The sequence below is a fragment of the Pseudomonas sp. OF001 genome (assembly GCF_904426495.1).
Taxonomy (GTDB): domain Bacteria; phylum Pseudomonadota; class Gammaproteobacteria; order Pseudomonadales; family Pseudomonadaceae; genus Geopseudomonas.
On the sequence record NZ_CAJGBM010000045.1, the window covers coordinates 110,854 to 137,625 of the forward strand.

Below are 26,772 nucleotides of genomic sequence, written 5' to 3' on the forward strand. Positions count from 1 at the left end.
CGTACCGCACCTCAGGCCGCCAGCGCGGCCCTCAGGCGGGCCACGGCCTGGCTGTGCAGCTGGCAGACCCGCGACTCGCTGACACCGAGCACCGCGCCGATTTCCTTGAGGTTGAGGTCTTCCTGGTAATAAAGGGTGAGCAGCAGCTTCTCCCGCTCGGGCAGGCGCTCGATGGCCTTGACCAGATCCGCGCGGCGGCGCCCCTCGAGCAGTTCGGCCAGGGGCGTGGCATGCGCTCCCGCCGAGAGGCTGTCGCCCTCCTCCTCCGGCAGCTCGTCGAGAGCGACCAGCTGACTGCCGTTGGCGTCCATCAGCAGGTGATGGAACTCCTCGAGACTGACATCGAGGGCGGCGGCGATCTCGCGATCCTCGGGCGGGCGACCGAGCTGCTGCTCGAGGCGGCGAATGGTCTCGTCGAGCAGCCGCGTATTGCGCCGCACGCTGCGCGGCACCCAGTCGCGGCTGCGCAGCTCGTCGAGCATCGCACCGCGGATGCGCTGGCTGGCGAAGGTGGCAAAGCTGGCGCCCTGGCCGGCATCGAAGCGATTCACCGCATCGAGCAGACCGATCATCCCGGCCTGGATCAGGTCGTCCAGCTCGACGCTGGCCGGCAGGCGCACCTGCAGGCTGAGCGCCTGCCGGCGCACCAGCGGCAGATGCTCGTCGAAGAGGTCACGCTGCCTGATCTTGCCTTGTGCGTTGTACATCCGTCTGCCTCTGCGCCAGTCCGAGCGATTCGGCCGGTGGTCCGCACCGCGCGGCGGACGACTGCCGATGACGTGCCGGCGCTCCCCACGAGCGGCTCCGACAATCCACGTTCCATTGTTACCGCAGCGCGGGCCGGGCCAATCGCGGAATAGTCGATCTCCAGCGCGACTATTCCACGATTTGCCGGCGACAGAAAATTGACCGGCGTCAGCGCCAGCAATGTGACGCACGTCACATAATCGGGCTGTGTCAGCCACCGTGATCGAGTACATGAACATCCGCACTTCCAGCTCCCGCGAATACACCCTCAGCCCGGACGACTTCCTGATTTCGAGGACCGATCTGACCGGCAAGATCACCTACGCCAACCCGGCGTTCATCGAAGTCAGCGGGTTTGCCTGGGACGAGCTGCATGGCGCCCCGCACAACATCGTCAGGCACCCGGACATGCCACGCGAGGCATTCGACAACCTGTGGTCGACGGTCAAGGCCGGCCGCGCCTGGAACGGGCTGGTGAAGAACCGCCGCAAGAACGGCGAGTTCTACTGGGTACAGGCGCACGTCACCCCCTATTTCGAGGCAGGCCAGCTGGTCGGCTATGCCTCGGTGCGCACCCGCGCCGAGCCGCAGGCCATCGCCCTGGCCAACCGCGTGTACGAGGCGCTCGCCAGCGGCTGCGCACACGGCTACCGGCTGGTCGACGGCGAGCTGCGCCGCAGCGGCCTGGCCGGTCTGCTCGGGCGGATCAATCCGGCCTCCCTGGGCTTCGGCAGCGCGGCGACCAGCGCTCTGGTAGCCGTGCTGCTGCCGGCCTGCTACTGGCTGGGGCGGAGCAGCGGCATGACGGATGTCCCCGTGCCGGGCCTCGACCTGGCGCTGCTCGCCGGCGGCACCGCACTGCCCTGCCTGCTCGGCCGGCGCACGGTGCGCGCCAGCCTGGCGCCGCTGGAGGCAGCCAAGCGCTTCAACTCGCAGATCGCCGCCGGCAACCTCAGCGCCTGCCTGCCCGATCTCGGCCGCGGCGAGCTGGCCCAGCTGGGGCCGCTGATGGACATCATGCGCAAGAGCCTGTCGAGCATCGCCCTCGACGTGAACCGCAGCATGCACAGCGTCGCCGAGGACGCGGCGAACATCGCCCAGAGCAACCACGCCCTGGCTGCGCGCACCGAGGAGCAGGCCGCCTCGCTGCAGGAGACCGCGGCGAGCATGGAGCAGATCACCGCCACCGTGGAGCAGAACGCCGGCAACGCCCGCCACGCCAACCAGCTCGCCGAGCAGGCCTCCGGCTCGGTGCGCGAGAGCGGCGAGGTGATGCACCGGATGGTCAGCAAGATGGAGTCGATCGCCGCCACTTCGCGGCAGATGAGCGAGATCATCGCGCTGATCGACGCCATCGCCTTCCAGACCAACATCCTCGCCCTGAACGCCTCGGTGGAGGCGGCGCGAGCCGGCGAGCAGGGCCGCGGCTTCGCCGTGGTGGCCAGCGAGGTGCGTCTGCTGGCCGGCCGCACGGCCGCGGCGGCCAAGGAGATCCATGAGCTGATCGCCAATTCGAGCCAGGAGATCGACGATGGCGTCGGCCTGGTCAGGGCCAGCGAGCAGGCGATCGACGAGGTCATCGAGTCGGTGACCCGGGTCAGCGACATCATGGCGGAGATTTCCAGCGCCTCGGCCGAGCAGAGCGCGGGGATTGCCCAGATCGGTCAGGCCATCGTCCAGCTCGACGGCGTGACCCAGAAGAACGCCGGCATGGTCCAGCACGCCCGGCATGTGTCGCACGACCTCAACGAGCAGGTGCGCGGGCTGGCGCAGGCGATCTCCATCCTGCAGATCGGCCAGCGCGAACGCCTGCAGCCGGATGCCGCCACGCCCGCCAGGGCGCCGGCGGCCGGCGGCAATCCGCCGCGGCCGCAACGCCAGCGTGCGGTGGAAGCCGAGGAGGCCTGGGAAGCCTTCTGAGCCGACGCCGGGCTCAGCGGTACTCCACCAGCAACTGCAGGTCGCTGACCCGCTGCGGCCGGGCACCCTCGTCGAGACGGAAGCACAGCTGCAGCGGCTGGCCGGCGTCGAGTCCGCTCAGGGTGCGGCTGCGGCCGCGGCTGCCGGGCAGCGCCAGGCACTGCTGCGGGTGACACAGCCAGGCGCGCAGCGGCGCGCCGGCCGCCACGCCGAACTGCCAGCCCAGGCTGGCCAGGCGCCGCCCGGCCGCCAGGGCCGGCGGCGGCATCGGCTGCGAACAGACCCGCTGGTCGCTGCGCGCCACCAGCAGGGCCGGCGCCCTGCCCTGCCAGCTGCCGGGAGCGCCATCGGCGCTCGCCAGGCCCGCCCCGAACAGCAGGGCGAACGCCAGGGCGCGCCTCAGCACGCATCCCCCGCCTGCTCGGGCAGCAGCAGCAATTGCATGTCGAGATAGGCCGCCGCAGCCTGCTGCAGGTTGCGCAGCAGGCCGGCGTGGCTGGCGATGCCGCCATGCAGGACCAGCAGGCGCTGCGGCCCGCCCTGTTCGCGCAGGCGCCGCAGGGTGCGAAAGGAGCGCCGGAAGCCGTCGGCGTCGTCCTCGACCCACAGTGCCCAGCGCGGCTGCTGGCTGGCCAGCACGTCGAGATGCGGACTGTCCGCCTCCAGCGCCACCACCTTCCAGCGCGCCGGATCGCCGACCCAGCGGTGGCCGTTGACCTGCCAGCGCGTCAGGCACTCCAGCACGCGGCGACCCTGTGCACTGCGCGGACCGGGCAGACCGATCACCAGCAGGGTGGCCGGCTCGGCCTCGGGCCGTGGTGGCGCCTGCGGCGCGGGCGCGGGAGCCGCGGTGGACGGCGCCTCGGCGCGGCCGAACTGCTCGGCCCAGCGGCGCAGGCCGGCGGCCTGGTCCCCTGCCGTCATCCGTGCACGCCGGCGCTGCCGGCCACCTGGCGCAGCGTGTCACGCGCGGCCAGCAGGTGCAGCAGGGCATCCAGCTGCTGCTGGGTGCTGCGCTGGCGGCGGCCGCCGGTGAGGCTGAGCAGCTGGGCGCGCACGTCCATCGCCCAGTCGCCCTCGGCCTGCTCCAGGTGGCTGGCCGTGGCGGCCAGGCCGGCGGCGAGGAACAGGCGCAGCTCGGCCTGCAGGCTGCCGGACAGGCTGTCCAGGCTGAGCCAGGCGCGGCCGGTCAGGCTCGGCAGGTCGTCGCACTGCAGCTGGCGCAGCAGCAGCTGCTGCTGCTGTTGCCGCAGGCCCTGCTCGCCGGGTTGGGCGCTGCTGGCCAGCCAGAAGCGCTGCAGCGGCGGACGCGCGCCGTCGGGATCATGCAGCTGACCGAACCAGGCCTGCAGCGGCCAGGCGCCGCTGTGCTGGCCACGCTCGCGGCCGGCGTCGAGGCCGACGTCGAGCAGCGCCAGGTCGAGCTGCATGGCGTGGCCGCGATGGCGGCAGCTCAGGCCGGCCTGCGGCATGGCGATCTCGGCCAGGGTCTGCAGGGCATAGCGCTCGCCCAGATAGTCGACCCGGCTGTTGCCCTTGGCGGCGGCCAGCCAGGTGCTGCCCTGCGCGGCCAGGGCGCGCAGGGTGACGCCGTCGGGGGCGCCGGCCAGCAGGTGGTCGGCCTGCGGCCACTGCTGCGCGGCCCACTCCAGGCGTGCGCTGGCGCCGGCCGGCAACTGGTGGGCCAGCCACGGGCGGGCCTGCAGGCGACCGGCTGCAGAGAAGGTCAGCAGCGGCATCTGCCAGGTCTGCCCGGGCAGCGCGCCGGCGCGGCCCCACAGCAGCAGGCCGGCGTCCGCCACCGGGCAGGCGGCGAGCAGCTCGGCGAGGCGCTCGCCCTGCAGGCTGCGCGGCAGCGCGGCGAGCTGCCAGGCCGCTTCGAGCAGGCCGAAGCCCTCCACCTCGCGGCGCAGGCCGTCGAGCGCCGCGGCCATCGCCCGGCCATGGCCGAGCAGGCCGCGCGACAGCGCTTCCAGACGCTGCGCGGGCGCCGCCGCCGGGGTGGTCGGCGCCACGAACGGCGAATCCTGGCTGGCCGCCAGCGCCTGGCGGACCAGCGCCACGGCCTCGGCCGGGTGCAGGTCCTCGGGCACCTGCTGGCCGCAGGACAGGTAGTGCAGGCGCAGGTTGTGGCGGATCAGGATGTCCAGCACCGGCCCGAGGCGCGCGGCCTCGTCGCTCTTGGTGACGATGCAGTCGTCGAGGCGCGAACCGGCCGCGCAGGCGGCGCGCTGGTAGGTGGAAACCACCTCCTCGAGGGTGTCGCCGTGGCTGGCGGCATTGAGCAGCAGCATCAGGCGCACCGCATGGCCGGCGCCGCCGAGCTGGGCGATCTGGCCGATCAGGCGCTGGTCGCGCTGGCTCATGCCGATGGTGTCGATGATCACCAGGCGCTTGTCGGCCAGTTGCGCCAGCACCGCGTCCAGCGCCGCCTCGGCGGGCAGCGCCTGGACCTCGACGCCGAGCAGGCGGCCGTAGATGCGCAGCTGCTCGTGGGCGCCGATCCGGTAGCTGTCGGTGCTGAGCAGGGCGACCTGGCCGCTGCCGTGGCGCATCACGTAGCGCGCCGCCAGCTTGGCGGTGGTGGTGGTCTTGCCGACCCCGGTGGGGCCGACCAGCGCCAGCACGCCGCCCGTGTCGAGCAGGTCGTTCTCGTCGGCCGGCACCGGCAGGCGCGCGGCCAGCTGGCGCTCCAGCCAGGCGCGCACGGCCGGGGCGTCGGCGCCGCAGTCGTTGAGTTCGGCGGGCAGCGCGGCGAGGATCTCGTCGCCCAGCTGGGCGCCGAAGCCGGCCAGCAGCAGGCGCTGACGCAGGCGCCCGGCGGTGCTGTCGGGCGCTGCGACCGGCGCCGTGCGGCGATCGAGCAGCGCGCGCATGTCGGCCATCTCGTCGAGCAGGCGCGCACCGAGCGCGGCGAAGTCCAGCGCGGCGGCGGGCGGCGCGCTCGGCGCAGGCGCAGCGCTGTCCTGCTGGGTGCGCTGGTAGGCGGCGGCGCGCTGGGCGGCGAAGCTCGGTGCCGGCTGGCGCGCCTCGACGACCACGGCCTGCGGGGCTGGCGCCGGCGCCACGGCCGGCGGCTGGACGGCCGGCGCCGGACGCGGCGCGGCGGCGCCCGGCGCGGCGGCGCCCGGCTCGGGCACCAGGCGCTGGTGCTCGTCGTCGGCCATGGCGAGGATCTCCACGCCCTCGGCGGTGGTGCGGTTGGACAGGATCAGGGCATCCTCGCCGAGGGCTGCGCGCACCTGGCGCATCGCCTCGCGGCTGTTGGCACCGACAAAACGTCTGACACTCATTTAATTGTTGCCTCCGATCAGGCTGGTCACGCGCAGCATGCGGTCATCGGGAATCTCGGCCAGCGACATCACCACCAGGTGGCGCAGGCGGCGGCGCAGGAAGCGCGCCAGCAGCGCGCGCAGGCGGTGCTGGACCACCAGCACCGGCGCGTCGCCGTTGGCTTCCTGGCGGTTGAGGGCGTTCTCGGCCAGCTGCATCAGGTTGCCGGCCAGGCCCGGCTCCAGCGCGCCGCCGTTGTTCAGGGCCTGGGCCAGCACCTGCTCGAGGCCGGCGTCGAGGCCGATCACGCGCAGCTCGCCCTGGCCCCCGAAGCACTGCTGGGTGATCGCCCGACCGAGGGCCACGCGCACCACGGCGACCAGATCCTGGGCGTCGCCCTGCGCGCCGGCATGTTCGGCGAGGGTGTCGAGGATGGTGCGCAGGTCGCGGATCGACACCTCCTCTTCCAGCAGGCTCTGCAGGATGCGCTGCAGGGTGGTGAGGCTGAGCGCCTTGGGCACCACCTCCTCGACCAGCGCCTTGTTGTCCTCGCCGAGGCGGTCGAGCAGCAGCTGGACTTCCTGGCGGCCGAGCAGGTCGCTGGCGTGGCGATGCAGCAGGTGGTTGAGATGGGTGGCGGCCACGGTGCTGGCGTCGACCACGGTGTAGCCGTAGACCTGCGCCAGCTCGCGCTGGGACAGGTCGATCCACACCGCCGGCAGCCCGAAGGCCGGGTCGGTGGTGGCCTGGCCTTCCAGCTTGCCGGAGACCTGGCCGGGATCGATGGCCAGCCACTTGCCGGGCTGCAGCTCGGCGCGGCCGATCTCCACGCCCTTGAGGCGAATCACGTAGGTATTCGGGCCCAGCTCCAGGTTGTCGCGGATGTGCACCACCGGCGGCAGGAAACCGACCTCCTGGGCGAACTTCTTGCGCACGCCCTTGATGCGGCCGAGCAGCTCGCCCTGCTGACGGTGGTCGACCAGCGGGATCAGCCGGTGGCCGACCTCGAGGCCCAGGGTGTCGACCAGCTGCACGTCGTCCCAGCTGGCTTCCGGGGTCTCGGCGGGCGGCGGCAGCTCGGGGTTCATCACCTTCTCCAGCTGCTGTTCCTCCTCGCGACGGCCCAGCCACCAGGCCAGACCGCCGAGCAGCGCGGTGAACAGCAGGAACACCAGGTTGGGCATGCCCGGCACCAGGCCGAGCAGGCCCATCACCCCGGCAGCCAGCCACAGCACCTTGGGATTGGCGAACAGCTGGCCGAGCATCTGCTGACCGACGTCCTGGTCGGTGTTGACCCGCGATACGGTCACGCCGGCGGCGGTGGAGATCACCAGCGCCGGGATCTGCGCCACCAGGCCGTCGCCGATGGTCAACAGGGTGTAGGTTTCCGCCGCCTGGGCGAACGGCAGGTCGTGCTGCAGCATACCGATCAGCAGGCCGCCGATGACGTTGACCGCCATGATCACCAGGCCGGCCACGGCGTCGCCGCGGACAAACTTGCTGGCACCATCCATCGAGCCGTAGAAGTCGGCTTCCTGGGACACCTCGCGGCGGCGCTGGCGCGCCTCCTCCTCGCCGATCAGGCCGGCGTTGAGGTCGGCGTCGATGGCCATCTGCTTGCCGGGCATCGAGTCGAGGGTGAAGCGCGCGCCGACCTCGGCGATGCGCCCGGCGCCCTTGGTGATGACCATGAAGTTGATGATCACCAGGATCAGGAACACCGCCAGGCCCACGGCGAAGTTGCCGCCGACCAGGAAGTGGCCGAACGCCTCGATCACCTTGCCCGCCGCGTCGCCGCCCTCGTGGCCGTGCATCAGCACCACCCGGGTCGAGGCGACGTTGAGCGACAGGCGCAGCAGCGTGGTGAACAGCAGGATCGCCGGGAAGGCGGCGAAGTCCAGCGGCTTCTGGGTGAACATGCTGACCAGCAGCACCATGATCGACAGGGCGATGTTGAAGGTGAAGAACAGGTCGAGGGCGAACGGCGGCAGCGGCAGGATCATCATCGACAGGATGAGGATGATCAGCAGCGGGCCGGCGAACAGCTTCATGTCGGCCTTGCCGGACAGGCCGGCGCGCCCCAGCATGGCGCTCAGTGCATTCATCGGGATTCCTCGTCATTGGCGGCGCGCGGCGGCGGGTCGGCCAGCTCGGCCGGTACCGGCAGGTCGTGCGGGGCCTGGGGCATTTCGCCGCCCTCCTCGCGCACGCGCTTGAGGCGGTAGGCCCAGGCCAGGACCTCGGCCACCGCGGTGTAGAGTTCGGCGGGGATCTCCTTGTCGAGATCCACGTGGCGGTACAGCGCGCGCGCCAGCGGCGGCGCCTCGAGCAGCGGCACGCCGTGCTCGGCGCCCAGTTCGCGGATGCGCGCGGCGACCAGTTCGGTGCCCTTGGCCACCACCCTGGGCGCGCCCATGCTGCCCTCCTGGTAGGCCAGGGCCACCGCATAGTGGGTCGGGTTGGTGACGATCACGTCGGCGGTCGGCACCTTGCTCATCATCCTGCGCCGCGCCACCGCCTGCTGCTGGGCGCGGATGCGGCCCTTGACGTGCGGGTCGCCTTCCGACTCCTTGTGCTCCTGACGCAGGTCTTCCTTGCTCATGCGCAGCTTCTTCGCATGGCTCCACAGCTGGTAGGGCACGTCGATGCCGATCACCACGATCAGGGTCGCCACGATCACCGCGCAGGCCCAGGCCGCCAGCTGCAGCGCATTGGCCAGCGCCTGCGGCAGCGGCTGGGTCATCAGCGCCATCATCTCGCCGACATGGCTGGAGATGAACTGCACCGCCACCACGCCGACCAGCAGCGACTTGGCGATCGCCTTGCCCAGCTCGGCCAGGGCGTGGGTGGAGAACAGCCGCTTGAGGCCCTTGAGCGGGTTGAGGCGGGAGAACTGCGGGGCCAGCGACTTGGCCGACAGCAGCCAGCCGCCGAGCAGCATCGGCGCCACCAGGGCGATCAGCAGCAGCAGAATCAGCAGCGGCAGCAGCGCCAGCAGGCTGCGCTGGGCCAGGCTCCAGAAGTGGGCGACCATCACCGCCGGGTCGAAGGCGACGCTGCGCTCGAACAGGAACGACTGCTCCACCACCAGGCCGAGCTGGGCGTACAGCGTGCTGCCCATCGCCCACAGGCCACCCACCCCGCCGGCCAGCAGCAGGAAGGTGCTCAGTTCGCGGGAACGGGCGACCTGCCCCTCTTCGCGCGCCTTCTCCAGGCGCCGGGGTGTCGCCGCTTCTGTCTTGTCGTCCTGATCGCTGTCGTCAGCCATGGCCTTGTGCGCGCCTGCGGCGACTCAATACGGGCAAAGGGACATTGTGCGGCCGCGGGTGCCGCGGCAATCGGCGAAACAGAGCGGAAATTTCCCGGCTTATCCGGCGCGGCAGGCGCAGGCAGGCACCGGATGCCCTGGCGGGCCCCGGTGCGGCCGGGCGGCGCCTGGCCGCTACAGCTGGCGCATCAGCTGGTCGATGCAGTCGACCACCTGCATGCTGGCATCCTCCATCCGCTCCAGCGCCTCGCGCATCGCCACCGTGTCGCCCGCCTGGCCGGCCTGCAGGGCCCGCAGCCCGGCCTCGTGCACTTCGCGGTGCGGCGCATCGAGCGCCTGGAAGCTGTGCAGCTGGGCGTAGTGCCTGGCGCCATAGCCCTGGAAGTACCATTTGCCCAGGCGGCATTCGCTATGGCAGGTCAGGTGGGCAGCGAACTCGGCATTGTGGATGTGCCGGTAGACCTGGTTCTTCCACACCGCATGGTCGAGCTTGGTGGCATTGAGGAAGGACGTGGTGGTGGTCTGGCGGATGATGCCCTGCAGATGCTCGGAACGCTCGATCATCGTGCCGACAACCTCGTTGATCTGCACCGAGGAGGCGGACACTTCGGTGGCGCTGTCCTGGGTCAGCAGCACGGCGGCGCGGATGCTGGCGATCTCGCCGACGATCTCCTGCACCAGCTCGTCGATCTGCGCGCTGGCCACGGCGGCGCGCTGCGCCAGCTGGCGCACCTCGCCCGCCACCACGGCGAAGCCGCGTCCGGCCTCGCCGGCCCGCGCCGCCTCGATGGCGGCATTGAGCGCCAGCAGATTGGTCTGGTCGGTGATCTTCTGGATGTTCTCCACCAGCCCCTTGATGCCTCCGGCCGCCTGGTCGAGCACCTCGGCGCTGCGGGCACTGCTGTCGGCATGTTCGCTGATGCGCCGGGAACGGCTGTCCAGGGCGCCGACCGCAGTGCGCGCATCGCTGAAAACGTCGTCCAGCAGCTCCAGCTCCCTGCGCTCCTCGACCAGGGCCTCGGCGCGCTCGGCGATGCTCTGGCGCACCACCTCGAGCATGCCGTTGCCCCTCAGGTGGCTGGCATACACATGGCTCAGGCCATCCTTGGCCTGATCGGCGGCCTGCAGCTGCTGCTCCAGCTGCTGCAGCTCGTCCAGCAGTTTCCTGGCCTGTTGCTCCGCCGCTTCACGCTCGGCGGCCTGTTTCCGGCTGGCGAATATCATCACCGTATCCCTGCAGTCGCCTGCGCGCTATCGAAGTTGTCAGAAGCCCAGCTGGTCGAGCAGGTCGTCGACCTGATCCTGGTTGACCACCGCATCGCCAGCGGTCGGCTTGATCTGCGGACCATTGAGCAGGTTCTTCTTCTTTTCCGGCTCCCATTCGCTCTCGGCCAGGCGCTTGAGGATGATCGCCTCGCTGCCGTCCGGCACACTCTCGATCAGCACCTGGATCAACTGGTGCTCGATCTCGCGGATCACCTCGTTCATCTTCTTGATGACCTGTCCGGTGAGATCCTGGAAATCCTGCGCCATGAGGATCTCCATCAGTTCACGCTGGGTCGCCTGGGTCTGGCGCGGCACGTCGGCCAGGTAGGCACGGGTGTCCCTGACCAGCTCGCGGGCCTCTTCCAGTTCGACCGGATTGGCGAACCAGGCATCCCAGCGCTGCTCCAGGGCGCCGGCGCCCTTGGCCAGCTCATCCTGCAGCGGCTGCGCGCGATCGATGGCATTGAGCGCCCGCTCGGCGGCCTGCTCGGTCATCGACGCCACGTAGGTCAGGCGATCGCGGGCATCGGGAATCGCCTCGGCGGCCTTCTCGATCTCCTTGTCCAGGCCCAGCTCGCGCATGCTGTCGCGCAGCATGCGGGTCAGTTGACCGATGCGCTGGATCAGGTCATCGGGCGCCACGTCCCAGTTGCCAGCTGCGTGCTGTTCATCAACGCTCATGAGCCGTCTCCTCCGGGCCGGTTATTTGCCCAGTTTCTCGAAAATCTTGTTGAGCTTCTCTTCAAGGATCGCGGCGGTGAACGGCTTGACCACATAGCCGTTGGCACCGGCCTGGGCGGCCGCGATGATGTTTTCCTTCTTCGCCTCGGCGGTGACCATCAGCACCGGCAGGTGCTTGAGGCTTTCGTCGGCGCGGATCTGCTTGAGCATGTCCAGACCATCGAGGTTGGGCATGTTCCAGTCGGAAACCACGAACTCGAACTTGCCCGAGCGCAGCTTGTTGAGGGCATCCTGGCCGTCCTCGGCTTCTTCCACATTGTTGAAGCCCAGCTCCTTGAGCAGACTGCGCACGATCCGGCGCATGGTCGGGAAATCGTCCACTACCAGCATGCTCATGTTCTTGTCGGCCATTTGTATCCTCTCGATCTCATGGCTGGTGAATGATCGGCAGCCGAGAGCTGCCACTGCGGGCGCTTGACGCCCTCTTTGTCGCCCGGTTAGCGGGCATTCCGACTCAGAACGACTCCCATTGCTCCTCGGCGCTCGCCACGGCGCGCTTGCGCGAGGGCTCGGCCGCGATCGGGGCCGCCTGCCGGCCCGGCAGGTCGCGCGGCTCGGCACCCCTGCCGCGCGTAACGGCCGCCTGGCGAGACCGCTCGCCGGACAGGCGGAACACTTCCACCGCGCGCTCCAGCGCGTGCGCCTGGTCCGCCAGCGACTCGGAGGCGGCGGACGCCTCCTGCACCAGCGCGGCGTTCTGCTGGGTCACCTCGTCCATCTGCGAGATGGCGGTGTTGATCTGGGCAATGCCCGCGCTCTGCTCCTGGGAGGCAGCGGAAATCTCGTCGATGATGTCGGTGACGCGGCGTACCGCATTGACCACATCGCCGATGGTCTTGCCAGCCTGGTCGACCAGCGCCGAACCGTCGCGCACGCGGCGCGAGGAGTCTTCGATGAGCGCCTTGATCTCGCGCGCGGCGTCGGCGCAGCGCCCCGCCAGGTTGCGCACCTCGCCGGCCACCACGGCAAAGCCGCGGCCCTGCTCGCCGGCGCGCGCCGCCTCCACCGAGGCGTTCAGTGCGAGGATGTTGGTCTGGAAGGCGATGGAGTCGATCACGCCGATGATGTTGGAGATCTGCCGCGAGCTTTCGTTGATTTCCTGCATGGTCGAGACCACCCGGCCGACCACTTCGCGCCCCTCGCCGGCGGCACTCGAGGCATCGCTGGCCAGGCTGCTGGCTTGACGGGCATTGTCGGCGTTCTGCTTCACCGTGGCGGTCAGCTGCTCCATGCTCGCGGCGGTTTCCTCCAGCGAAGCGGCCTGCTGCTCGGTGCGCGAGGACAGGTCGGCGTTGCCGCCGGCGATCTGCTGGGCACCGACCAGGATGGAGCCGCTGCCGTCGCGCACGCTGGCGACGATCCGCGACAGGCTGTCCTGCATCTCGCGCATGGCGGCCAGCAGCTGGCCCACCTCGTTCGTCGAGGTGACCTTGATCGGCCGCGACAGGTCCGCCTTGGCCAGACGCTGCAGATGGTCTACGGCCTCGGCCAGCGGCTGGACGATCACCCGCTGCAGACCGAAGCGCACGGCGGCCAGGGTTGCCAGGGCGACGCCGAGCAGGACCAGCGCGATCATGCTGAACAACCGGTGCATGCTCTGGTAGTCCGCGAGCAGGCGGTCCATCTTCTCGGCACTGTGGTTGAGATAGAGCCGCAAGGCATCTTCGTACGCGCTGACCAAGGGCAGCTGCTGCTCGCCGAGCTTGGCATAGGCGTCGAGATCGCCAGCCTCGAGCGCCTGGATCTGCTGATCGAGGACATCCAGCAACGGCGCGAAAGCGGCTGCCAGCGCGTCGACCAGCGGCTTCTCCGGCATCCCCTCGGGCACCTCGCGGTAAGCCTCGTACATTTCACGCGCACTGCCCGAACTGACACGCATGGACTGCAGCTTGACGCCCTTATCGCCTTCGCTGGTGAAGCGATTGCCCCGCAGGGCCTCGCGGTAGGCATCGGCGTTGACGATTATCTTCAGGCGCTCGATATTCGCCTGGTTGACCAGGTCGACCTGACGCACCGCCACCCGATCGATCTCCAGCACGGAGCTCAGCCCTTTCTCACCCCCGAGGTAGCCCAGCGCGCCCATTACGAACAGAAGTACGGCGAAGAGCACCAGTGTGGCGGTGAGAGCGCTCTTGATACTCAGGCGACCGATCAATTTCCCCATGGCAGATGCACCTTATTATTATAAAAATGCGTCAAACGCGCTGCGCCCGCCCGGAAGCAGCGACCTGACTGAGAATCCGCTCGGCCATGTGATCGAGCGAAACCACCTCGCAGGCACCGCCCAGGGCGATGCCCTCGCGCGGCATGCCGAACACCACGCAACTGGCCTCGTCCTGGGCGAAGGTGAAGGCCCCGGCCTGGCGCATCTCCAGCAGGCCACGGGCACCATCACGGCCCATGCCGGTGAGCAGCACGCCGATGGCGTTGCGCCCGGCGCTTTCCGCCGCGGAGCGGAACAGCACGTCCACCGAGGGACGGTGACGGTTCACCGGCAGGCCGTCATCGAGGCGGGCGACGTAGTTGGCGCCGCTGCGCACCAGCTTGAGGTGCGCGGTACCGGGGGCGATGTAGGCATGCCCGGGCAGGATACGCTCGCCGTCCTCGGCCTCCTTGACCACGATGCTGCACAGGCGGTTGAGGCGCTCGGCGAACGATTTGGTGAAGCCACCGGGCATGTGCTGGGCGATCAGGATCGCCGGGCTGTTGGCCGGCAGCGGTTCGAGCACCGCGCGGATCGCCTCGGTGCCGCCGGTGGAGGCGCCGATGATCACCAGCTTCTCGCTGGAGATCAGCGGGGCCTTGAGCACCGCCGGGCGCGGGGCGCCGGACGCGGTCTGGCGCGGCCGCGAACGGGCGGCGGCGCGGATCTTGTCGGCGATCAGCTCGCTGTATTCGAGCATGCCGTGGCGGATGCCCATCTGCGGCTTGGCGATGAAGTCCAGCGCACCCAGTTCGAGGGCACGCAGGGTCACCTCGGAACCGGCCTGGGTCAGCGAGGACACCATCAGCACCGGCATCGGCCGCAGACGCATCAGGCGGTCGAGGAAGTCCAGACCGTCCATGCGCGGCATTTCCACGTCCAGAGTCAGCACGTCAGGGTTGTGTTGCTTGATCAGGTCACGCGCCACCAGCGGATCGGCGGCCACCGCCACCACTTCCATGTCCGGCTGCGAGTTGATGATCTCGCGCAGCAGGTCACGTATCAGCGCCGAGTCATCGACACACAGAACCTTGATCTTGGGGACACTCAAACTGCTCTCCTTCGCGTGTCGCGATTTTTCGCCCGGGCCCGCCCGCAGCAAGGACGGACCCGGGGGGTTCACGCTCATTATCAGAGCTTATCGGCAGATGCCGCTCAGCCTTTAGGCCCGGCGGCGTCACGCAGGGTGTAGACCGTCTGCCCGCGCAGCACGAAGTCGTCGCTGATGTAGGAGAAGTTTTCCGAATGGCCGGTGATCAGCAGGCCATCCGGCTTCAGGTAGGGCACGAAGTGCTTGAGGATCTTGGCCTGACTGGTCTTGTCGAAGTAGATCATGATGTTGCGGCAGAAGATCGCATCGAACGGCCCGCCGATCTTCCACTGCGCGTCATGCAGGTTGAGCTGGCTGAACTCGACCATGTTCATCAGCTCCTGGCGCACCCGCGCCAGGCCGATGCGCTCGCCGCTGCCACGCAGGAAGAAGCGGTGTGCCCGCTCCTCGCCCATCTCCAGCACCTGCTTGAGCGGATAGACACCGGTGCGCGCCTTGGCCAGGGCTTCGGTATCGATGTCGGTGGCGATCACCCGTGACTGGCTGGCCAGCTGCGGTCCGAGCGCCTCGATCAGGGTCATGGCGATCGAATACGGCTCCTCGCCGGTGGAGGCCGCCGCGCACCAGATGCGCACCGGCTCCCGGCGCCCGGCCACATGGGCGGCCAGCAGCGGGAAGTGGTGCGCCTCGCGGAAGAATGCCGTCAGGTTGGTGGTCAGCGCATTGGTGAAGGCCTCCCACTCCCGCGCGCCCGGCTGGCGCGCGAGGCGATCGAGGTATTCGCCGAAATGGCTCATGCCGTGCAGGCGCAGGCGCTTGGCCAGGCGGCTGTAGACCATCTCGCGCTTGTTGTCGGCCAGCACGATGCCGGCGCGATCGTAGATCAGCTGGCTGATGCGGCGGAAATCCGCATCGGTCATGACCAGATCGCGGCCAAAACCGCTGACGGCGGGCACTTCGACATTCATAGGACTGCTCAAGAGCTATTTCCTGCTGGTAATCAAAATTCGCTCCATTCCTCGACCGCAGGCGCCTCGCGGCGCGCTGGCGGCGTGGCTGCCGGCGCACCGGGCTGGACCGCCGCGGCGGCAGGCGAGGCCTTCGGCGCCGGACGGCGCGGAGCGCCTCCCGCCGCACGCTCCTGGCGCTCGCGCAGGCGGAACACGCCCATGGTGCGCAGGGCGTCCTCGAGATGGCTCTTGAGTTCGACCGACGCCTGCGCCGCTGTCTGCACCAGGCCGGCGTTGCGCTGGGTCACGTCATCCATCTGCGCCACCGCCTGGTTGACCTGGGCGATGCCGCTGCTCTGCTCGTCGGAGGCGGCGGCGATCTCGCCCATGATATCGTTGACCTTGGTCACCGCATCCACCACCCCCTCGATGCTCTGCTCGGCGCGCTGCACCAGCTGGGCGCCCGCGTCGATCTGCTGCGAGGAGCTGACGATCAGCCCGCGGATCTCCTTGGAGGCATCGGCCGAGCGGCTGGCCAGGTTGCGCACTTCGCTGGCCACCACGGCGAAGCCGCGGCCCTGCTCGCCGGCGCGCGCCGCCTCCACCGAGGCGTTCAGCGCGAGGATGTTGGTCTGGAAGGCGATCGAGTCGATGACGTTGATGATCTCGGTCATCTTGCGCGAGGTGGCGGTGATCTGGTCCATGGTGCCGACCACCTGGCCCATCACCTCGCCGCTGTCGCGCACCGTGGCGGCGGCATCGCTGGCCAGCTGGCTGGCGTGGCGGGCGTTGCCGGCGTTCTGCTGCACGGTGGCGGTCAGCTCCTCCATGCTCGCCGCGGTCTGCTGCAGCGAGGCGGCCTGCTGCTCGGTGCGCGAGGACAGCTCCTCGTTGCCATGGGCGATGTCGTCCACCGCCTCGGCCAGCGAATCGACGCTGCGGTTCACGTCGCGGGCAATGCGGGCCACGCTGTTGCGCACCGCGCCCTGGAAGCGGATCAGCTCGGCCATCTCGGCGATCTGGCAGTCGCCCAGGCGCGCCTCGAGATTGCCGGCGGCCAGCTGCGCCATGTAGTCGACCGAGCCCTGCAGGGCTCGGTGCACCGCGCGACCGGTGCGCACCATGCGGACGAGCAGGAACAGGCCGACCAGCGCCATGCCCGCCTCCTCGGCCAGATCGGCAGCCCCCGCGCCACTGATCAGCGCCTGCACCAGGTCGAAGCCGCTGTCGACCACCAGCACCAGGGCGGCGGCCATGATGCTCCACAGGCGGGCGCGCAGGGACGGCTGGCGCAGGTGCACCAGCCAGCCGCGCGGCCCGCGATGCACCAGGCGCCCGCGGTCGAGGCGCAGATGCCTGCCGCGCCCTTCGCGGATCTGCCGGTAGGCCTGGCCCGCCGCATCAACCTCGCCGGGACTCGGCTTCGAGCGCACCGAGGTGTAGCCCACCACCCGGCCGTCCTCGACGGTCGGCGTGACGTTGGCGCGTACCCAGTAGTGGTCGCCGTTCTTGCGGCGGTTCTTCACCAGACCGTTCCAGGAGTGCCCTTCCTGGATGGTCGACCACAGGTTGGCGAAGGCCTCCGGCGGCATGTCCGGGTGACGTACCAGGTTGTGGTTGGCGCCGTGCAGCTCCTCCCAGGAATAGCCGCTGACCTCGATGAAGCTCGGGTTGGCATAGGTGATCCGGCCCTGCAGATCGGTACGGGAAATCAGGAAGTGCTCATCCCGCAGCTCGTACTCGCGCTGGGTGACCGGCTGGTTGTTACGCATAACAGACTTGCTCCACGGCTGTGGCAGGCCGGCACGGGGCCGGCGTATTCATTGGCAGGCAGGGCGCGGTGGCGAAAGGCCACAGCGCTCTGCGGTAAATCGCGTCAGCAGACGTTCCATGCGACAACCTCCGTGTGTCGGTCGAACCCTTCAGAATTCGCTCCACTCCTCGACCGGCTCGGCGCTCTTGCGCCGCGCCGGCTGGCTGCTGGCCGCCGGGGCAGCGACCGGGGTCGCAGGCCGGCGCGCTCCGCTGGCAGGCTGGCGCGGCGCGGCAGGCGACTGGCCATCCAGGCGGAACACGCCGATGGTGCGCAGGGCGTCGGTCAGGTGCACCTCCAGCTCGACCGCGGCCTGCGCGGCGCGCTGCACCAGGCCGGCGTTGCGCTGGGTGACGTCGTCCATCTGAGCCACCGCCTGGTTGACCAGGCCGATGCCGCTGCTCTGCTCGGCCGAAGCGGCGGCGATCTCGCCCATGATGTCGTTGACCTTGGTCACCGCATCCACCACCCCCTCGATGCTCTGCTCGGCGCGCTGTACCAGCTGGGCGCCCTCGTCGATCTGCTGCGAGGAGCTGACGATCAGCCCGCGGATCTCCCGCGAGGCCTCCGCCGAGCGGCTGGCCAGGTTGCGTACCTCGCTGGCCACCACGGCGAAGCCGCGGCCCTGCTCGCCGGCGCGCGCCGCTTCCACCGAGGCGTTCAGCGCGAGGATGTTGGTCTGGAAGGCGATCGAGTCGATCACGTTGATGATCTCGGTCATCTTCCGCGAAGTGCTGGTGATCTGCCCCATGGTGCCGACCACCTGGCCCATCACCTCGCCGCTCTCGCGCACGGTGGTGGCGGCGTCGCTGGCCAACTGGCTGGCGTGACGGGCGTTGCCGGCGTTCTGCTGCACGGTGGCGGTCAGCTCCTCCATGCTCGCCGCGGTCTGCTGCAGCGAGGCGGCCTGCTGCTCGGTGCGCGCGGACAGCTCCTCGTTGCCACCGGCGATCTGTTCGACCGCAGTCGACAAGGCATTGACGCTGCCGCTGACGTCGAGCGAGATGCCGCGCATGCTCTTGCGCAGGGCGTCCTGGAAGCGCATCAGCTGGGCCAGCTCGTCGAGCCGGCTGCTGCGCAGGCGCACCTCGAGGTTGCCGGCGGCCAGTTGCGCCATGTAGTCGGAGGCGAACTCCAGGCCACGCAGCAGCGCCCGCCCGGTACTCAGGGTCATGGTCAGCAGCAGCACCCCGAGCAGCGCCATCACACCCTCGGCAAGCATCTCCGGTCCCGCCGCGCCGTCGAGGAACTTGGTCACCCCGGAGACGCTGTTGCCGATCACCATCAGCACCGCGATCAGGCGGATCAGCCACAGCCGGAAACGCAGCGAGGACGGCTGCAGACGTGCCAGCCAGCCGGCCGGGCCACGGCGCAGCAGGCGGCCGCGATCGAGCATGAACTGGCGGCCGCCGCCGTCGCGGATCTGCCGGTAGGCGTCGACGACCGAGTCGACCTCCTCGCGGCTCGCCTTGCGGCGGATCGAGGTGTAGCCCACCACCCGGCCGTCCTCGACGGTCGGCGTGACGTTGGCGCGCACCCAGTAGTGGTCGCCGTTCTTGCGACGGTTCTTCACCAGGCCGTTCCAGGAATGCCCTTCCTGGATGGTCGTCCACAGGTTGGCGAAGGCCGCCGGTGGCATGTCCGGATGGCGCACCAGGTTGTGATCGGCGCCGTTGAGCTCCTCCCAGCTATAGCCGCTGACCCGGATGAAGGTCGGGTTGGCATAGGTGATCCGCCCCTTGAGGTCGGTACGCGAGATCAGGAAGGTGTCATCCGCCAACTCGAATTCGCGCTGGGTGACCGGCTGGTTGTTGCGCATGCTGACTCTCCATGGATGTGAGTGGCTTCGGGGCGTTGCGACCGCTCTGCGGCGGTTCAGAAGGTCTGCCAGTCGTCCTCGTCCGCCGACCTGGCCGCGGGACGGCTGTCAGCGGTGCGGGCCAGTTCAGCCACCTCGCGCTCGGCGCTCTCGTACTGCTGCCGGGCCCACGACCGGGCCGGCGGGCGCGACGACGCCTGCGTCTCGACGATGCGGAACACCTCCACCGCCTCGCGCAGGCGCTGGGCTTCGCCGACCAGATCGCTGGCGGCACGCGCCGAGTCCTGCACCAGGCCGGCGTTCTGCTGGGTCACCTGGTCCATCTGGGTCACCGCCTGGTTGACCAGGCCGATGCCGTTGCTCTGCTCGGCGGAGGCGGCGGCGATCTCGTCCATGATGTCGGCGACCTTCTGCACCGCCTCGACGATCTCCTGCATGGCGTTGCCGGCCTGGCTGACCAGGTTGCTGCCGGTCTCGACCCGCGCCACCGACTCGCCGATCAGGGTGCGGATGTCCTTGGCCGCGTCGGCGCTGCGGCTGGCCAGGCTGCGCACCTCGCCGGCCACCACGGCGAAGCCGCGGCCCTGCTCGCCGGCGCGCGCCGCTTCCACCGAGGCGTTCAGCGCGAGGATGTTGGTCTGGAAGGCGATCGAGTCGATCAGCTTGATGATCTCGGCGACCCGGTGCGAGCTGCTGCTGATCTGCCCCATGGTGCTGACCACCTCCTCGACCACCTCGCCACCGCGCTGCGCGGCCTGCGCGGCGGTGGCCGCCAGTTGGCTGGCCTGGCGCGCGTTGTCGGCGTTCTGGCCGACGGTGGCGGTCAGCTGCTCCATGCTGGAGGCGGTATTCTCCAGCGAGGCGGCCTGATCGATGGTCCGCGAGGACAGGTTGCGGTTGCCCTCGGCGATGTCCTGGGCGCCCTCGTGGATCAGCTGGCTGCTGTGGCGCACAGTGCCCACGGTGGCGGTCAGACGCTGCTGGATATGCGCCAGCGAGGCGAACAGCTGGCCGATCTCGTTGCTGCTGCCCGCCTCGATCGGCTCGGCCAGGTTGCCGGCGGCGATCTGCTCGCAGTGGCCGACCACCCGCTGCAGCGGGCGGATCACGTTGCGGCCGACGCCCCACACCACGGCGAAGATGCTGGCCACCGAGAGCAGCAGGACCAGGACGATCAGCCAGCGGACGGCGCCGGCGAACTCGGCGAAGGCCTGCTGCTGCGCGCCGGCCTGCGGCACGGCGGCGATGCTCTGTTCGGCGAATCCCAGGCTGTACCAGCCGAGCGCGCTGAGGGCGCAGACCAGCGTGGCGAACAGGCCCAGGACCAGGTTCCAGCTCAACCGCACGGTCATGTTGTTCAGTAGCTTCACCTTGCTCTCCTTGTGCAGCGACCCGCCACCGGCGACGGGCCGCGCTCTCGATGCTTCAGGCCCAGGCGGTTTCGCCGCGCGCCGTTGCCGGCTGCAGCTCGAACGGCTCGCCAGCGGCAGACTCGTTCACCCGCGAGCGCGGTGCGGCGTCGCCACCGCCGATGACGAAGCGCACCACATGCTCGCTCAGCCGCGCGCTCTGCTTGCTCAGGCGCTGCGCGGCCAGCGCACTGTCCTGCACCATGCCGGCGTTGCGCTGGGTCATCTGGTCCATCTGCGCCACCGCCACGTTGACCTGCTCGATGCCACTGCTCTGCTCCGCAGAGGCCGAGGAGATCTCGCTGATCAGGATGTTCAGCCGGCCGATGTCGGCGACCATGTTGCGGATGACCTCGCCGGTCTGGCGTACCCGCTCGTTGCCGGTGCGCACCTGGCCCCCGGCGCTGTCGATCAGCCCCTTGATCTCGTGGGCCGCCTCGGCCGAGCGACTGGCCAGCTTGCGCACTTCGCCGGCCACCACGGCGAAGCCGCGGCCCTGCTCGCCGGCGCGCGCCGCTTCCACCGAGGCATTGAGGGCGAGGATGTTGGTCTGGAAGGCGATCGCGTCGATGGTGTCGACGATGCTGGACATCTGGCTGGCGCTGGCCTGGATCGCGCTCATGGCGTCGACCACCTGCTCCATGGCGCTGCCGCCCTTGTGCGCGTTGTCGGCGCAGTTGGCCGCCAGACGCCGCGCCTGGTCGGCGTTCTCGGCGTTCTGCCGCACGGTGGAGGTGAGCTGCTCCATGGTCGAGGCGGTTTCCGCCAGGGCGGCGGCCTGCTGCTCGGTACGCGCCGCCAGTTCGGCGTTGCCGTAGCTGATCGCCTCGGCCTCCTCCTGAACCTCGTGGGCGCTGTGGCTGATGTCGCCGATGGTGCGGCTGAGCGACTCGCGCATGCGGTTCATGTCCGCCAGCAGGCTCTGGCTATCGCCGGCGCGCAGCTGCGGCGCCTGGCTGAGGTCGCCTTCGGCGATCTGCCGGGCCACCACCACGGCATAGCGCGGATCACCCCCCAGACGCTGCAGCAGGTCACGGATCACCCAGCCCATCAGCAGCGACAGCGGGATGCCGACCAGCAGCAGGCCAAGGGCCGACTGGATCAGCTTCTCTATGAACATGTCGTTGATGTCGGCGATGTAGGTGCCGGTACCGATGTACCAGCCCCAGGGCTCGAAGCTGCGCACGTAGGAGCGCTTGTTCTCCAGCTCCTCGCTGCTGGCATGCTTCCAGCGGTAGTCGATGAAGGCGGACTCGCCGGCCTGCTTCACCGCCTGGGCCATTTCGGCGAACAGGTGGCGGCCATCGGCATCCTTGAAGTCCTCGACCGAGGTGCTGGCCGGGATGGTCGGGTGGGCGACGACCATGCTGTCGTCGAAGATGAAGAAATAGCCGCGCCCGTCATCGTAGCGCATGCTCTTGATCAGCTCGCTCGCATACAGCTGGCCCGCGTCCAGGCTCATGCCGCCGCGCTGCACCTGCGCGGCCACGTCGCTGATCACCGAGCGGGCGATTTCCACCTGGCTCTCCACCTTGGCCTTGCGCTCGTCGAACATCACGCTGCGCGTTACCCAGGCACTCCAGAACATCAGCACCAGCATGGCCAGCCAGGCGGCGATCAGTGTGCCCCACAGCTTCTGGCTCGTAGTCAGATTGCGCATCCCATACCCCCGAGGTCTTTTCTTTTAACTTATGGCTTGCCGATTGACCCGTCTCGCGCGGCTCTTGCGGCCTTTCTGTCTATCGGCAATCCGGGGAAGAACTTTCGAGCCGGCCGCTCAGACCGCGGTCTTTTCCACCAGCGCCATTTCCTCGCTGGTCAGCATGCGGTCGATGTCGACCAGCACCAGCATGCGGTCCTCCAGGCTGGCCAGCCCGCTGAGGTAGTCGGAGGACAGCGACAGGCCGAACTCCGGCGCCGGCTTGATCTGTTCGGGAGTCAGGCTGAGCACGTCGGAAACGCCGTCGACCACCACGCCGACCACCCGGCCGGAGACGTTCACCACGATCACCACGGTCTGGCTGTCGTACTCGACGCGGTCGAGGTTGAACTTGATGCGCAGGTCGACGATCGGCACGATCACCCCGCGCAGGTTGGTGACACCCTTGATGAACGGCGGCGCGCTGGCGATCCGGGTGACGTTCTCGTAGCCGCGGATCTCCTGGGCCTTGAGGATGTCGATGGCGTACTCCTCGCTGCCCAGGGAGAACACCAGGAACTCGCGCGGACGCGCCTCTGCGGCGGCGTTGTCGGTCGTTTGGAAGGACATCAGATAACCTCCTGGAGGGGAGCTGCGGTGCTGCGCGGGTCGCGCAGGGCGGATTGGCTACGGTTGAGGCGCTGCAGGTCGCCGACATCGAGGATCAGCGCGACGCTGCCATCGCCGAGGATGGTGGCGGCGGAAATCCCCGGCACCCGGCGGTAGTTGGTTTCCAGGTTCTTCACCACCACCTGCTGCTGGCCGATCAAATCGTCCACCTGCAGGGCATAACGGCGGCCCTCGCCCTGCACGATCACGGTGATCGACTCGGTGGGTGCAGTACGCGCATCGGCAACATCCATGACCTGATGCAGCGCCACCACCGGCAGATACTCGTCGCGCACCTTGAGCAGCAGGTCGGTGCCGGCCATCGAGTAGAGGTCCTCGGCGCGCGGCTGCAGCGATTCGAGCACTGCGCTGAGCGGCAGGATGAAGACCTCCTTGCCGACACGCACCGACATGCCGTCGAGGATCGCCAGGGTCAGCGGCAGGACGATGCGGATGGTGGTGCCCTGCCCGGCGCGCGAGAGGATCTGCACATGGCCGCCCATCGACTGGATGTTGCGGCGCACGACGTCCATGCCCACCCCGCGCCCCGACACGTCGCTGACCTGTTCGGCCGTGGAGAAGCCGGGAGCGAAGATCAGTTGCCAGACCTCGTCGTCGGGCATGCCGTCGTTCACCGCCAGGCCCTGGCTGCGCGCCTTGGCCAGCAGCTTGTCGCGGTTGAGGCCGGCGCCGTCGTCGCGCACCTCGATGAGGATGTTGCCGCCCTGATGGCGGGCGGACAGGGTCAGCCGGCCGGTGCGCGACTTGCCGGCGGCCTCGCGCTGGTCCGGCGACTCGATGCCATGGTCGAGGCTGTTGCGCACCAGGTGGGTGAGCGGGTCGATGATGCGCTCGACCAGGCTCTTGTCCAGCTCGGTGGACTTGCCCTCGGTGACCAGCTCGATCTCCTTGCCCAGCTTGGCGGCCAGGTCGCGCACCTGGCGCGGGAAGCGGCTGAACACGTAGTCCATCGGCACCATGCGGATCGACATCACCGCTTCCTGCAGGTCGCGCGCATTGCGCTTGAGCAGGCCCATGCCGTTGAGCAGCTCGCTGTGCAGGGCGCCGTCGAGCTGGCCGGCGGTCTGCTCGAGCATCGACTGGGTGATCACCAGCTCGCCGACCAGGTTGATGATCTGGTCGACCTTGTCCACCGGCACCCGCAGGCTGCTGGATTCGGCGCTGGCCGGGGCCGCCGGGCGCGCAGCGGCGGCCGGAGCGGGACTGGCCGGCGCGGCGGCAGACGCTGCGGCAGGCGCCGCGGGCTGCGGGGCGACCGCCGCGGGCGGTTGCACGGCCGGTGCAGGAGCAGGTGCAGATGCCGCCGGAGCTGCCGGCGCCGGAGTCTTGACGGCGACGGGTGCAGGCTCGGGCGTCCGGGCTGCCGCCGCGACAGCGGCCTCGGGCGCGAAGGCCGCCACCAGCTGGGCGATCGGCTCCAGCCCGCCACTGGACGCCGGCTCATCACCGATGCCGAGCACGCAGATCTCCAGCTGCTCGGGCTCGACGATGAAGCACATCACCGCCTCGATGTCGCCGGGATCCTCCTCGGACAGCAGCTCCACCTCGTAGCGCTGCTGGTCGCCCCCCTGGCAGACGATGGTGCCGAACTGCTTGAGCTCGTCGACCAGCAGCTGGCGATCCTTTTCCTTGACGCCCAGCAGCGCCACGCACAGACGCGCCTGACCGCCCTCCGCGGCGTCGGCCTGGGGCGCGACGACCGGCGCGACCGGCTCCGGCTCGATCACCGGCGCCGGAGCAGGCGCTGGGGCAGGCGCCGGGATGGCCGCGGCAGCGGCCGGGGCGTGGCCGATCTCCTCGAGCGCCAGCTGCTGCAGGGTCTGGCAGATGCGCGCGAAGGCCTCGGCATCCGGCTCGGCGTTGTGTCGGTAGGCGTCCAGCTGGTCGTGCAGCATGTCCTTGGTTTCCAGGAACAGGTCGACGATGTCGCGGCGCAGCTTCAGCTCGCCGCGGCGCAGGTGGTCGAGCAGGTTTTCGAAGATGTGGGTGGTCTTCTGCAGCACATCGAAGCCGAAGGTGCCGGCGCCGCCCTTGATCGAGTGCGCCGCGCGGAAGATGGCGTTGAGCTGCTCGGGGTCCGGATCGTCGATATCCAGCTCCAGCAGATGGCGCTCCATGTCGTCCAGCAGCTCCGCGGCCTCTTCGAAGAAGGTGGCGTAGAATTCGGTGATATCCATGCAGGCTCTCACTCGGGCGTGGGGGTGGTGCCGGAAGCGGGCGCGACGTCAGGCGTCGGCACGGTTTCCGGGGTAAAGGAACTCTGCTCCAGGATCGCCGCGGCGGTGCGCGAGTCGAGGACGATCACCGCGATGCGCCGGTTCATCGGATCCTGCGGGGCGGCACCGGCGAAGGGCACGCGGTCGGCCATGCCGGCCACCCGCAGCAGCTTGTCGAGGGCCAGGCCGCCAGCCACCAGCTCGCGCCGCGAGGCGTTGGCCCGCTCGCTGGACAGCTCCCAGTTGCCGTAGCCGGCCTCGCCGCCCGGATAGGGCCGGCTGTCGGTATGGCCGGTGATCTGGATACTGTTGGGCAGCTCGTTGAGCATCGGCGCGATGGTCCTCAGCAGGCTGCGCAGGTAGGGGGCGACCCGCGCGCTGCCGACCTCGAACATCGGTCGCGACTCGGTATCCACCAGCTGGATGCGCAGCCCCTCGGGAGTCAGCTCAAGGCGGATCTGCTCGCGCAGCTCGCGCAGCGCTGCATCGCTCTCGATCACCTTCTCGATGCGCTGCTTGAGGTCCTGCAGGCGCGCCTGCTCGTCGCTGCTGCGCGTCCTCTCGCGCAGGTCGATGCGCATCTGCTCGCCTTCGGCATGGGTCGGGTCGGGGCCGCCGCCAGGAATCGCGCTGTCGCTGGCGGTGGGCTTGTCGCCGCCAGCCATGGCTACCAGCAGCGGCGTGCTGAAGTACTCGGCGACCGCCTGGCGGGTCTTGTCGTCCGAGGAGGCGAGGATCCACATGACCAGGAAGAACGCCATCATGGCGGTCATGAAGTCGGCGAAGGCGATCTTCCAGGCGCCGCCGTGATGGCCATGGCTGACCTTCTTGCGGCGGACAATGATGATCGGGCGGTCGTGGTCGCTCATGCGCTACCTGCCGCGGCCGCCGGCTTGTGGTTGCGCACGTGCTCCTCCAGCTCGGCGGCGGTCGGCCGCTCGACGGTATCCAGCGCCTTGCGGCCGAACTCCACGGCGATCTGCGGCGGGTAGCCGTTGATGCTGGCCAGCAGGGTCACGCGCAGGCACTGCAGCATCTTCACCGCCTCGGACACCTGGCGGCCGATGCGGCTGGCCAGCGGGGCGACGAAGCCGTAGGCCAGCAGGATGCCGAGGAAGGTGCCGACCAGGGCGTGGGCGATCATCATGCCCATCTCGTCCGGCGGCGCGCCGGCGGCGGAACTCAGGGTCTTCACCACACCCATCACCGCGGCGACGATGCCGAAGGCCGGCAGGCCGTCGCTGACCTTGGTCAGCGCGTCGGCCGGCAGGTGCGCCTCGTGCTCGAACGACTCGATCTCGTGGAGCATCAGCTCGTCGATCTCGTGGGCGCTCATGTTGCCGCTGACCATCAGGCGCAGGTAGTCGGTGAGGAAGTGCATGATCATGGTGTCCTCGAGCAGCTGCGGATGCTCGGCGAACAGCGCACTTTCGGCCGGACTGTCGATGTCGCGCTCGATCGACAGCATGCCGTCGCGGCGGGCCTTGGCCAGCAGCTTGTACTGCAGGGCCAGCACCTCCATGTACATCGCCTTGTCGTACTTGAGGCTGCGCTTGAGGGTCGAGGCGGCCTTGAACGTGCTCTTGATCGCCTTGCCGTGGTTGGCCGCGAGGAAGGCGCCCAGCGCGGCGCCGCAGATGATCAGCACCTCGGTGGGCTGATACAGCGGGCCGAGACTGCCACCCGACAGCACATAGCCGCCGAACACGGAGAGGAGGACCACGGCGAATCCGATCACGATCAGCACGACAACACTTCCTTGGGTCA

At 69.4% G+C, this 26,772-nt stretch carries 21 protein-coding genes and 1 pseudogene; 1 reads left to right on the forward strand and 21 read right to left on the reverse strand.

Going from position 1 to position 26,772, the window contains the following annotated elements:
• Positions 1 to 11: 11 nt before the first annotated feature.
• On the reverse strand, positions 12 to 707 hold the full coding sequence (locus tag RA210_RS18280) for an RNA polymerase sigma factor FliA (protein ID WP_201487565.1): 696 nt from the start codon (positions 705 to 707) through the stop codon (positions 12 to 14).
• A gap of 271 nt (positions 708 to 978) precedes the next feature.
• Between RA210_RS18280 and RA210_RS18285 the strand changes: the two genes are divergently transcribed.
• Positions 979 to 2,667, forward strand: coding sequence for a methyl-accepting chemotaxis protein (locus tag RA210_RS18285; RefSeq protein WP_201487566.1), 1,689 nt, complete (start codon positions 979 to 981; stop codon positions 2,665 to 2,667).
• A 13-nt stretch (positions 2,668 to 2,680) separates the two neighbouring features.
• On the opposite strand, the gene RA210_RS18290 is transcribed toward RA210_RS18285, so the two are convergent.
• From RA210_RS18290 to motA, 20 genes and pseudogenes are all read right to left on the reverse strand, one after another.
• Positions 2,681 to 3,073, reverse strand: coding sequence for a flagellar protein FlhE (locus tag RA210_RS18290; protein WP_201487567.1), 393 nt, complete (start codon positions 3,071 to 3,073; stop codon positions 2,681 to 2,683).
• On the reverse strand, positions 3,067 to 3,591 hold the full coding sequence (locus tag RA210_RS18295) for a hypothetical protein (RefSeq protein WP_201487568.1): 525 nt from the start codon (positions 3,589 to 3,591) through the stop codon (positions 3,067 to 3,069). Before RA210_RS18295 ends, RA210_RS18290 begins: the two co-directional genes overlap by 7 nt.
• Positions 3,588 to 5,960, reverse strand: a complete 2,373-nt coding sequence (gene flhF, locus RA210_RS18300) for a flagellar biosynthesis protein FlhF (protein ID WP_201487569.1) — start codon at positions 5,958 to 5,960, stop codon at positions 3,588 to 3,590. Before flhF ends, RA210_RS18295 begins: the two co-directional genes overlap by 4 nt.
• Complete coding sequence (flhA, locus tag RA210_RS18305) at positions 5,961 to 7,991, reverse strand: flagellar biosynthesis protein FlhA (protein ID WP_442963408.1); 2,031 nt, start codon at positions 7,989 to 7,991, stop codon at positions 5,961 to 5,963.
• 50 nt (positions 7,992 to 8,041) lie between these two features.
• Positions 8,042 to 9,208 (reverse strand): flagellar biosynthesis protein FlhB, encoded by a 1,167-nt coding sequence (gene flhB, locus RA210_RS18310; protein ID WP_136491552.1) that lies wholly within the window; start codon positions 9,206 to 9,208, stop codon positions 8,042 to 8,044.
• A gap of 174 nt (positions 9,209 to 9,382) precedes the next feature.
• Positions 9,383 to 9,772, reverse strand: a complete 390-nt coding sequence (locus RA210_RS22260) for a CZB domain-containing protein (protein ID WP_236574805.1) — start codon at positions 9,770 to 9,772, stop codon at positions 9,383 to 9,385.
• A 24-nt stretch (positions 9,773 to 9,796) separates the two neighbouring features.
• Positions 9,797 to 10,432: pseudogene (locus RA210_RS22265) on the reverse strand (methyl-accepting chemotaxis protein); the annotation flags it as partial.
• A gap of 39 nt (positions 10,433 to 10,471) precedes the next feature.
• The gene (gene cheZ / locus RA210_RS18320) at positions 10,472 to 11,155 is read right to left on the reverse strand and encodes a protein phosphatase CheZ (protein ID WP_201487572.1); all 684 of its coding nucleotides are present in this window, start codon (positions 11,153 to 11,155) and stop codon (positions 10,472 to 10,474) included.
• Positions 11,156 to 11,176: 21 nt separating this feature from the next.
• Positions 11,177 to 11,566, reverse strand: a complete 390-nt coding sequence (cheY, locus tag RA210_RS18325; protein ID WP_201487573.1) for a chemotaxis response regulator CheY — start codon at positions 11,564 to 11,566, stop codon at positions 11,177 to 11,179.
• 103 nt (positions 11,567 to 11,669) lie between these two features.
• On the reverse strand, positions 11,670 to 13,379 hold the full coding sequence (locus RA210_RS18330; RefSeq protein ID WP_201487574.1) for a methyl-accepting chemotaxis protein: 1,710 nt from the start codon (positions 13,377 to 13,379) through the stop codon (positions 11,670 to 11,672).
• Between the two features lie 31 nt (positions 13,380 to 13,410).
• On the reverse strand, positions 13,411 to 14,469 hold the full coding sequence (locus RA210_RS18335; protein WP_201487575.1) for a protein-glutamate methylesterase/protein-glutamine glutaminase: 1,059 nt from the start codon (positions 14,467 to 14,469) through the stop codon (positions 13,411 to 13,413).
• Positions 14,470 to 14,573: 104 nt separating this feature from the next.
• Positions 14,574 to 15,437: a CheR family methyltransferase gene (locus tag RA210_RS18340; RefSeq protein WP_201487601.1), complete on the reverse strand. Its 864-nt coding sequence runs from the start codon at positions 15,435 to 15,437 to the stop codon at positions 14,574 to 14,576.
• Between the two features lie 32 nt (positions 15,438 to 15,469).
• Positions 15,470 to 17,191, reverse strand: coding sequence for a methyl-accepting chemotaxis protein (locus tag RA210_RS22110; protein WP_201487576.1), 1,722 nt, complete (start codon positions 17,189 to 17,191; stop codon positions 15,470 to 15,472).
• Positions 17,192 to 17,341: 150 nt separating this feature from the next.
• Positions 17,342 to 19,051, reverse strand: a complete 1,710-nt coding sequence (locus RA210_RS18350; protein WP_136491530.1) for a methyl-accepting chemotaxis protein — start codon at positions 19,049 to 19,051, stop codon at positions 17,342 to 17,344.
• A 56-nt stretch (positions 19,052 to 19,107) separates the two neighbouring features.
• The gene (locus tag RA210_RS18355; protein ID WP_136491533.1) at positions 19,108 to 20,403 is read right to left on the reverse strand and encodes a methyl-accepting chemotaxis protein; all 1,296 of its coding nucleotides are present in this window, start codon (positions 20,401 to 20,403) and stop codon (positions 19,108 to 19,110) included.
• Positions 20,404 to 20,476: 73 nt separating this feature from the next.
• Positions 20,477 to 22,120: a methyl-accepting chemotaxis protein gene (locus RA210_RS18360; RefSeq protein ID WP_136491531.1), complete on the reverse strand. Its 1,644-nt coding sequence runs from the start codon at positions 22,118 to 22,120 to the stop codon at positions 20,477 to 20,479.
• Between the two features lie 117 nt (positions 22,121 to 22,237).
• Positions 22,238 to 22,729, reverse strand: a complete 492-nt coding sequence (locus RA210_RS18365) for a chemotaxis protein CheW (protein ID WP_136491532.1) — start codon at positions 22,727 to 22,729, stop codon at positions 22,238 to 22,240.
• Positions 22,729 to 24,966: a chemotaxis protein CheA gene (cheA, locus tag RA210_RS18370; RefSeq protein ID WP_201487577.1), complete on the reverse strand. Its 2,238-nt coding sequence runs from the start codon at positions 24,964 to 24,966 to the stop codon at positions 22,729 to 22,731. The genes RA210_RS18365 and cheA overlap by 1 nt, the downstream gene beginning before the upstream one ends.
• Positions 24,967 to 24,974: 8 nt before the next feature.
• The gene (motB, locus tag RA210_RS18375) at positions 24,975 to 25,874 is read right to left on the reverse strand and encodes a flagellar motor protein MotB (protein WP_136491703.1); all 900 of its coding nucleotides are present in this window, start codon (positions 25,872 to 25,874) and stop codon (positions 24,975 to 24,977) included.
• On the reverse strand, positions 25,871 to 26,752 hold the full coding sequence (motA, locus tag RA210_RS18380; RefSeq protein WP_201487578.1) for a flagellar motor stator protein MotA: 882 nt from the start codon (positions 26,750 to 26,752) through the stop codon (positions 25,871 to 25,873). Before motA ends, motB begins: the two co-directional genes overlap by 4 nt.
• Positions 26,753 to 26,772: the final 20 nt, after the last annotated feature.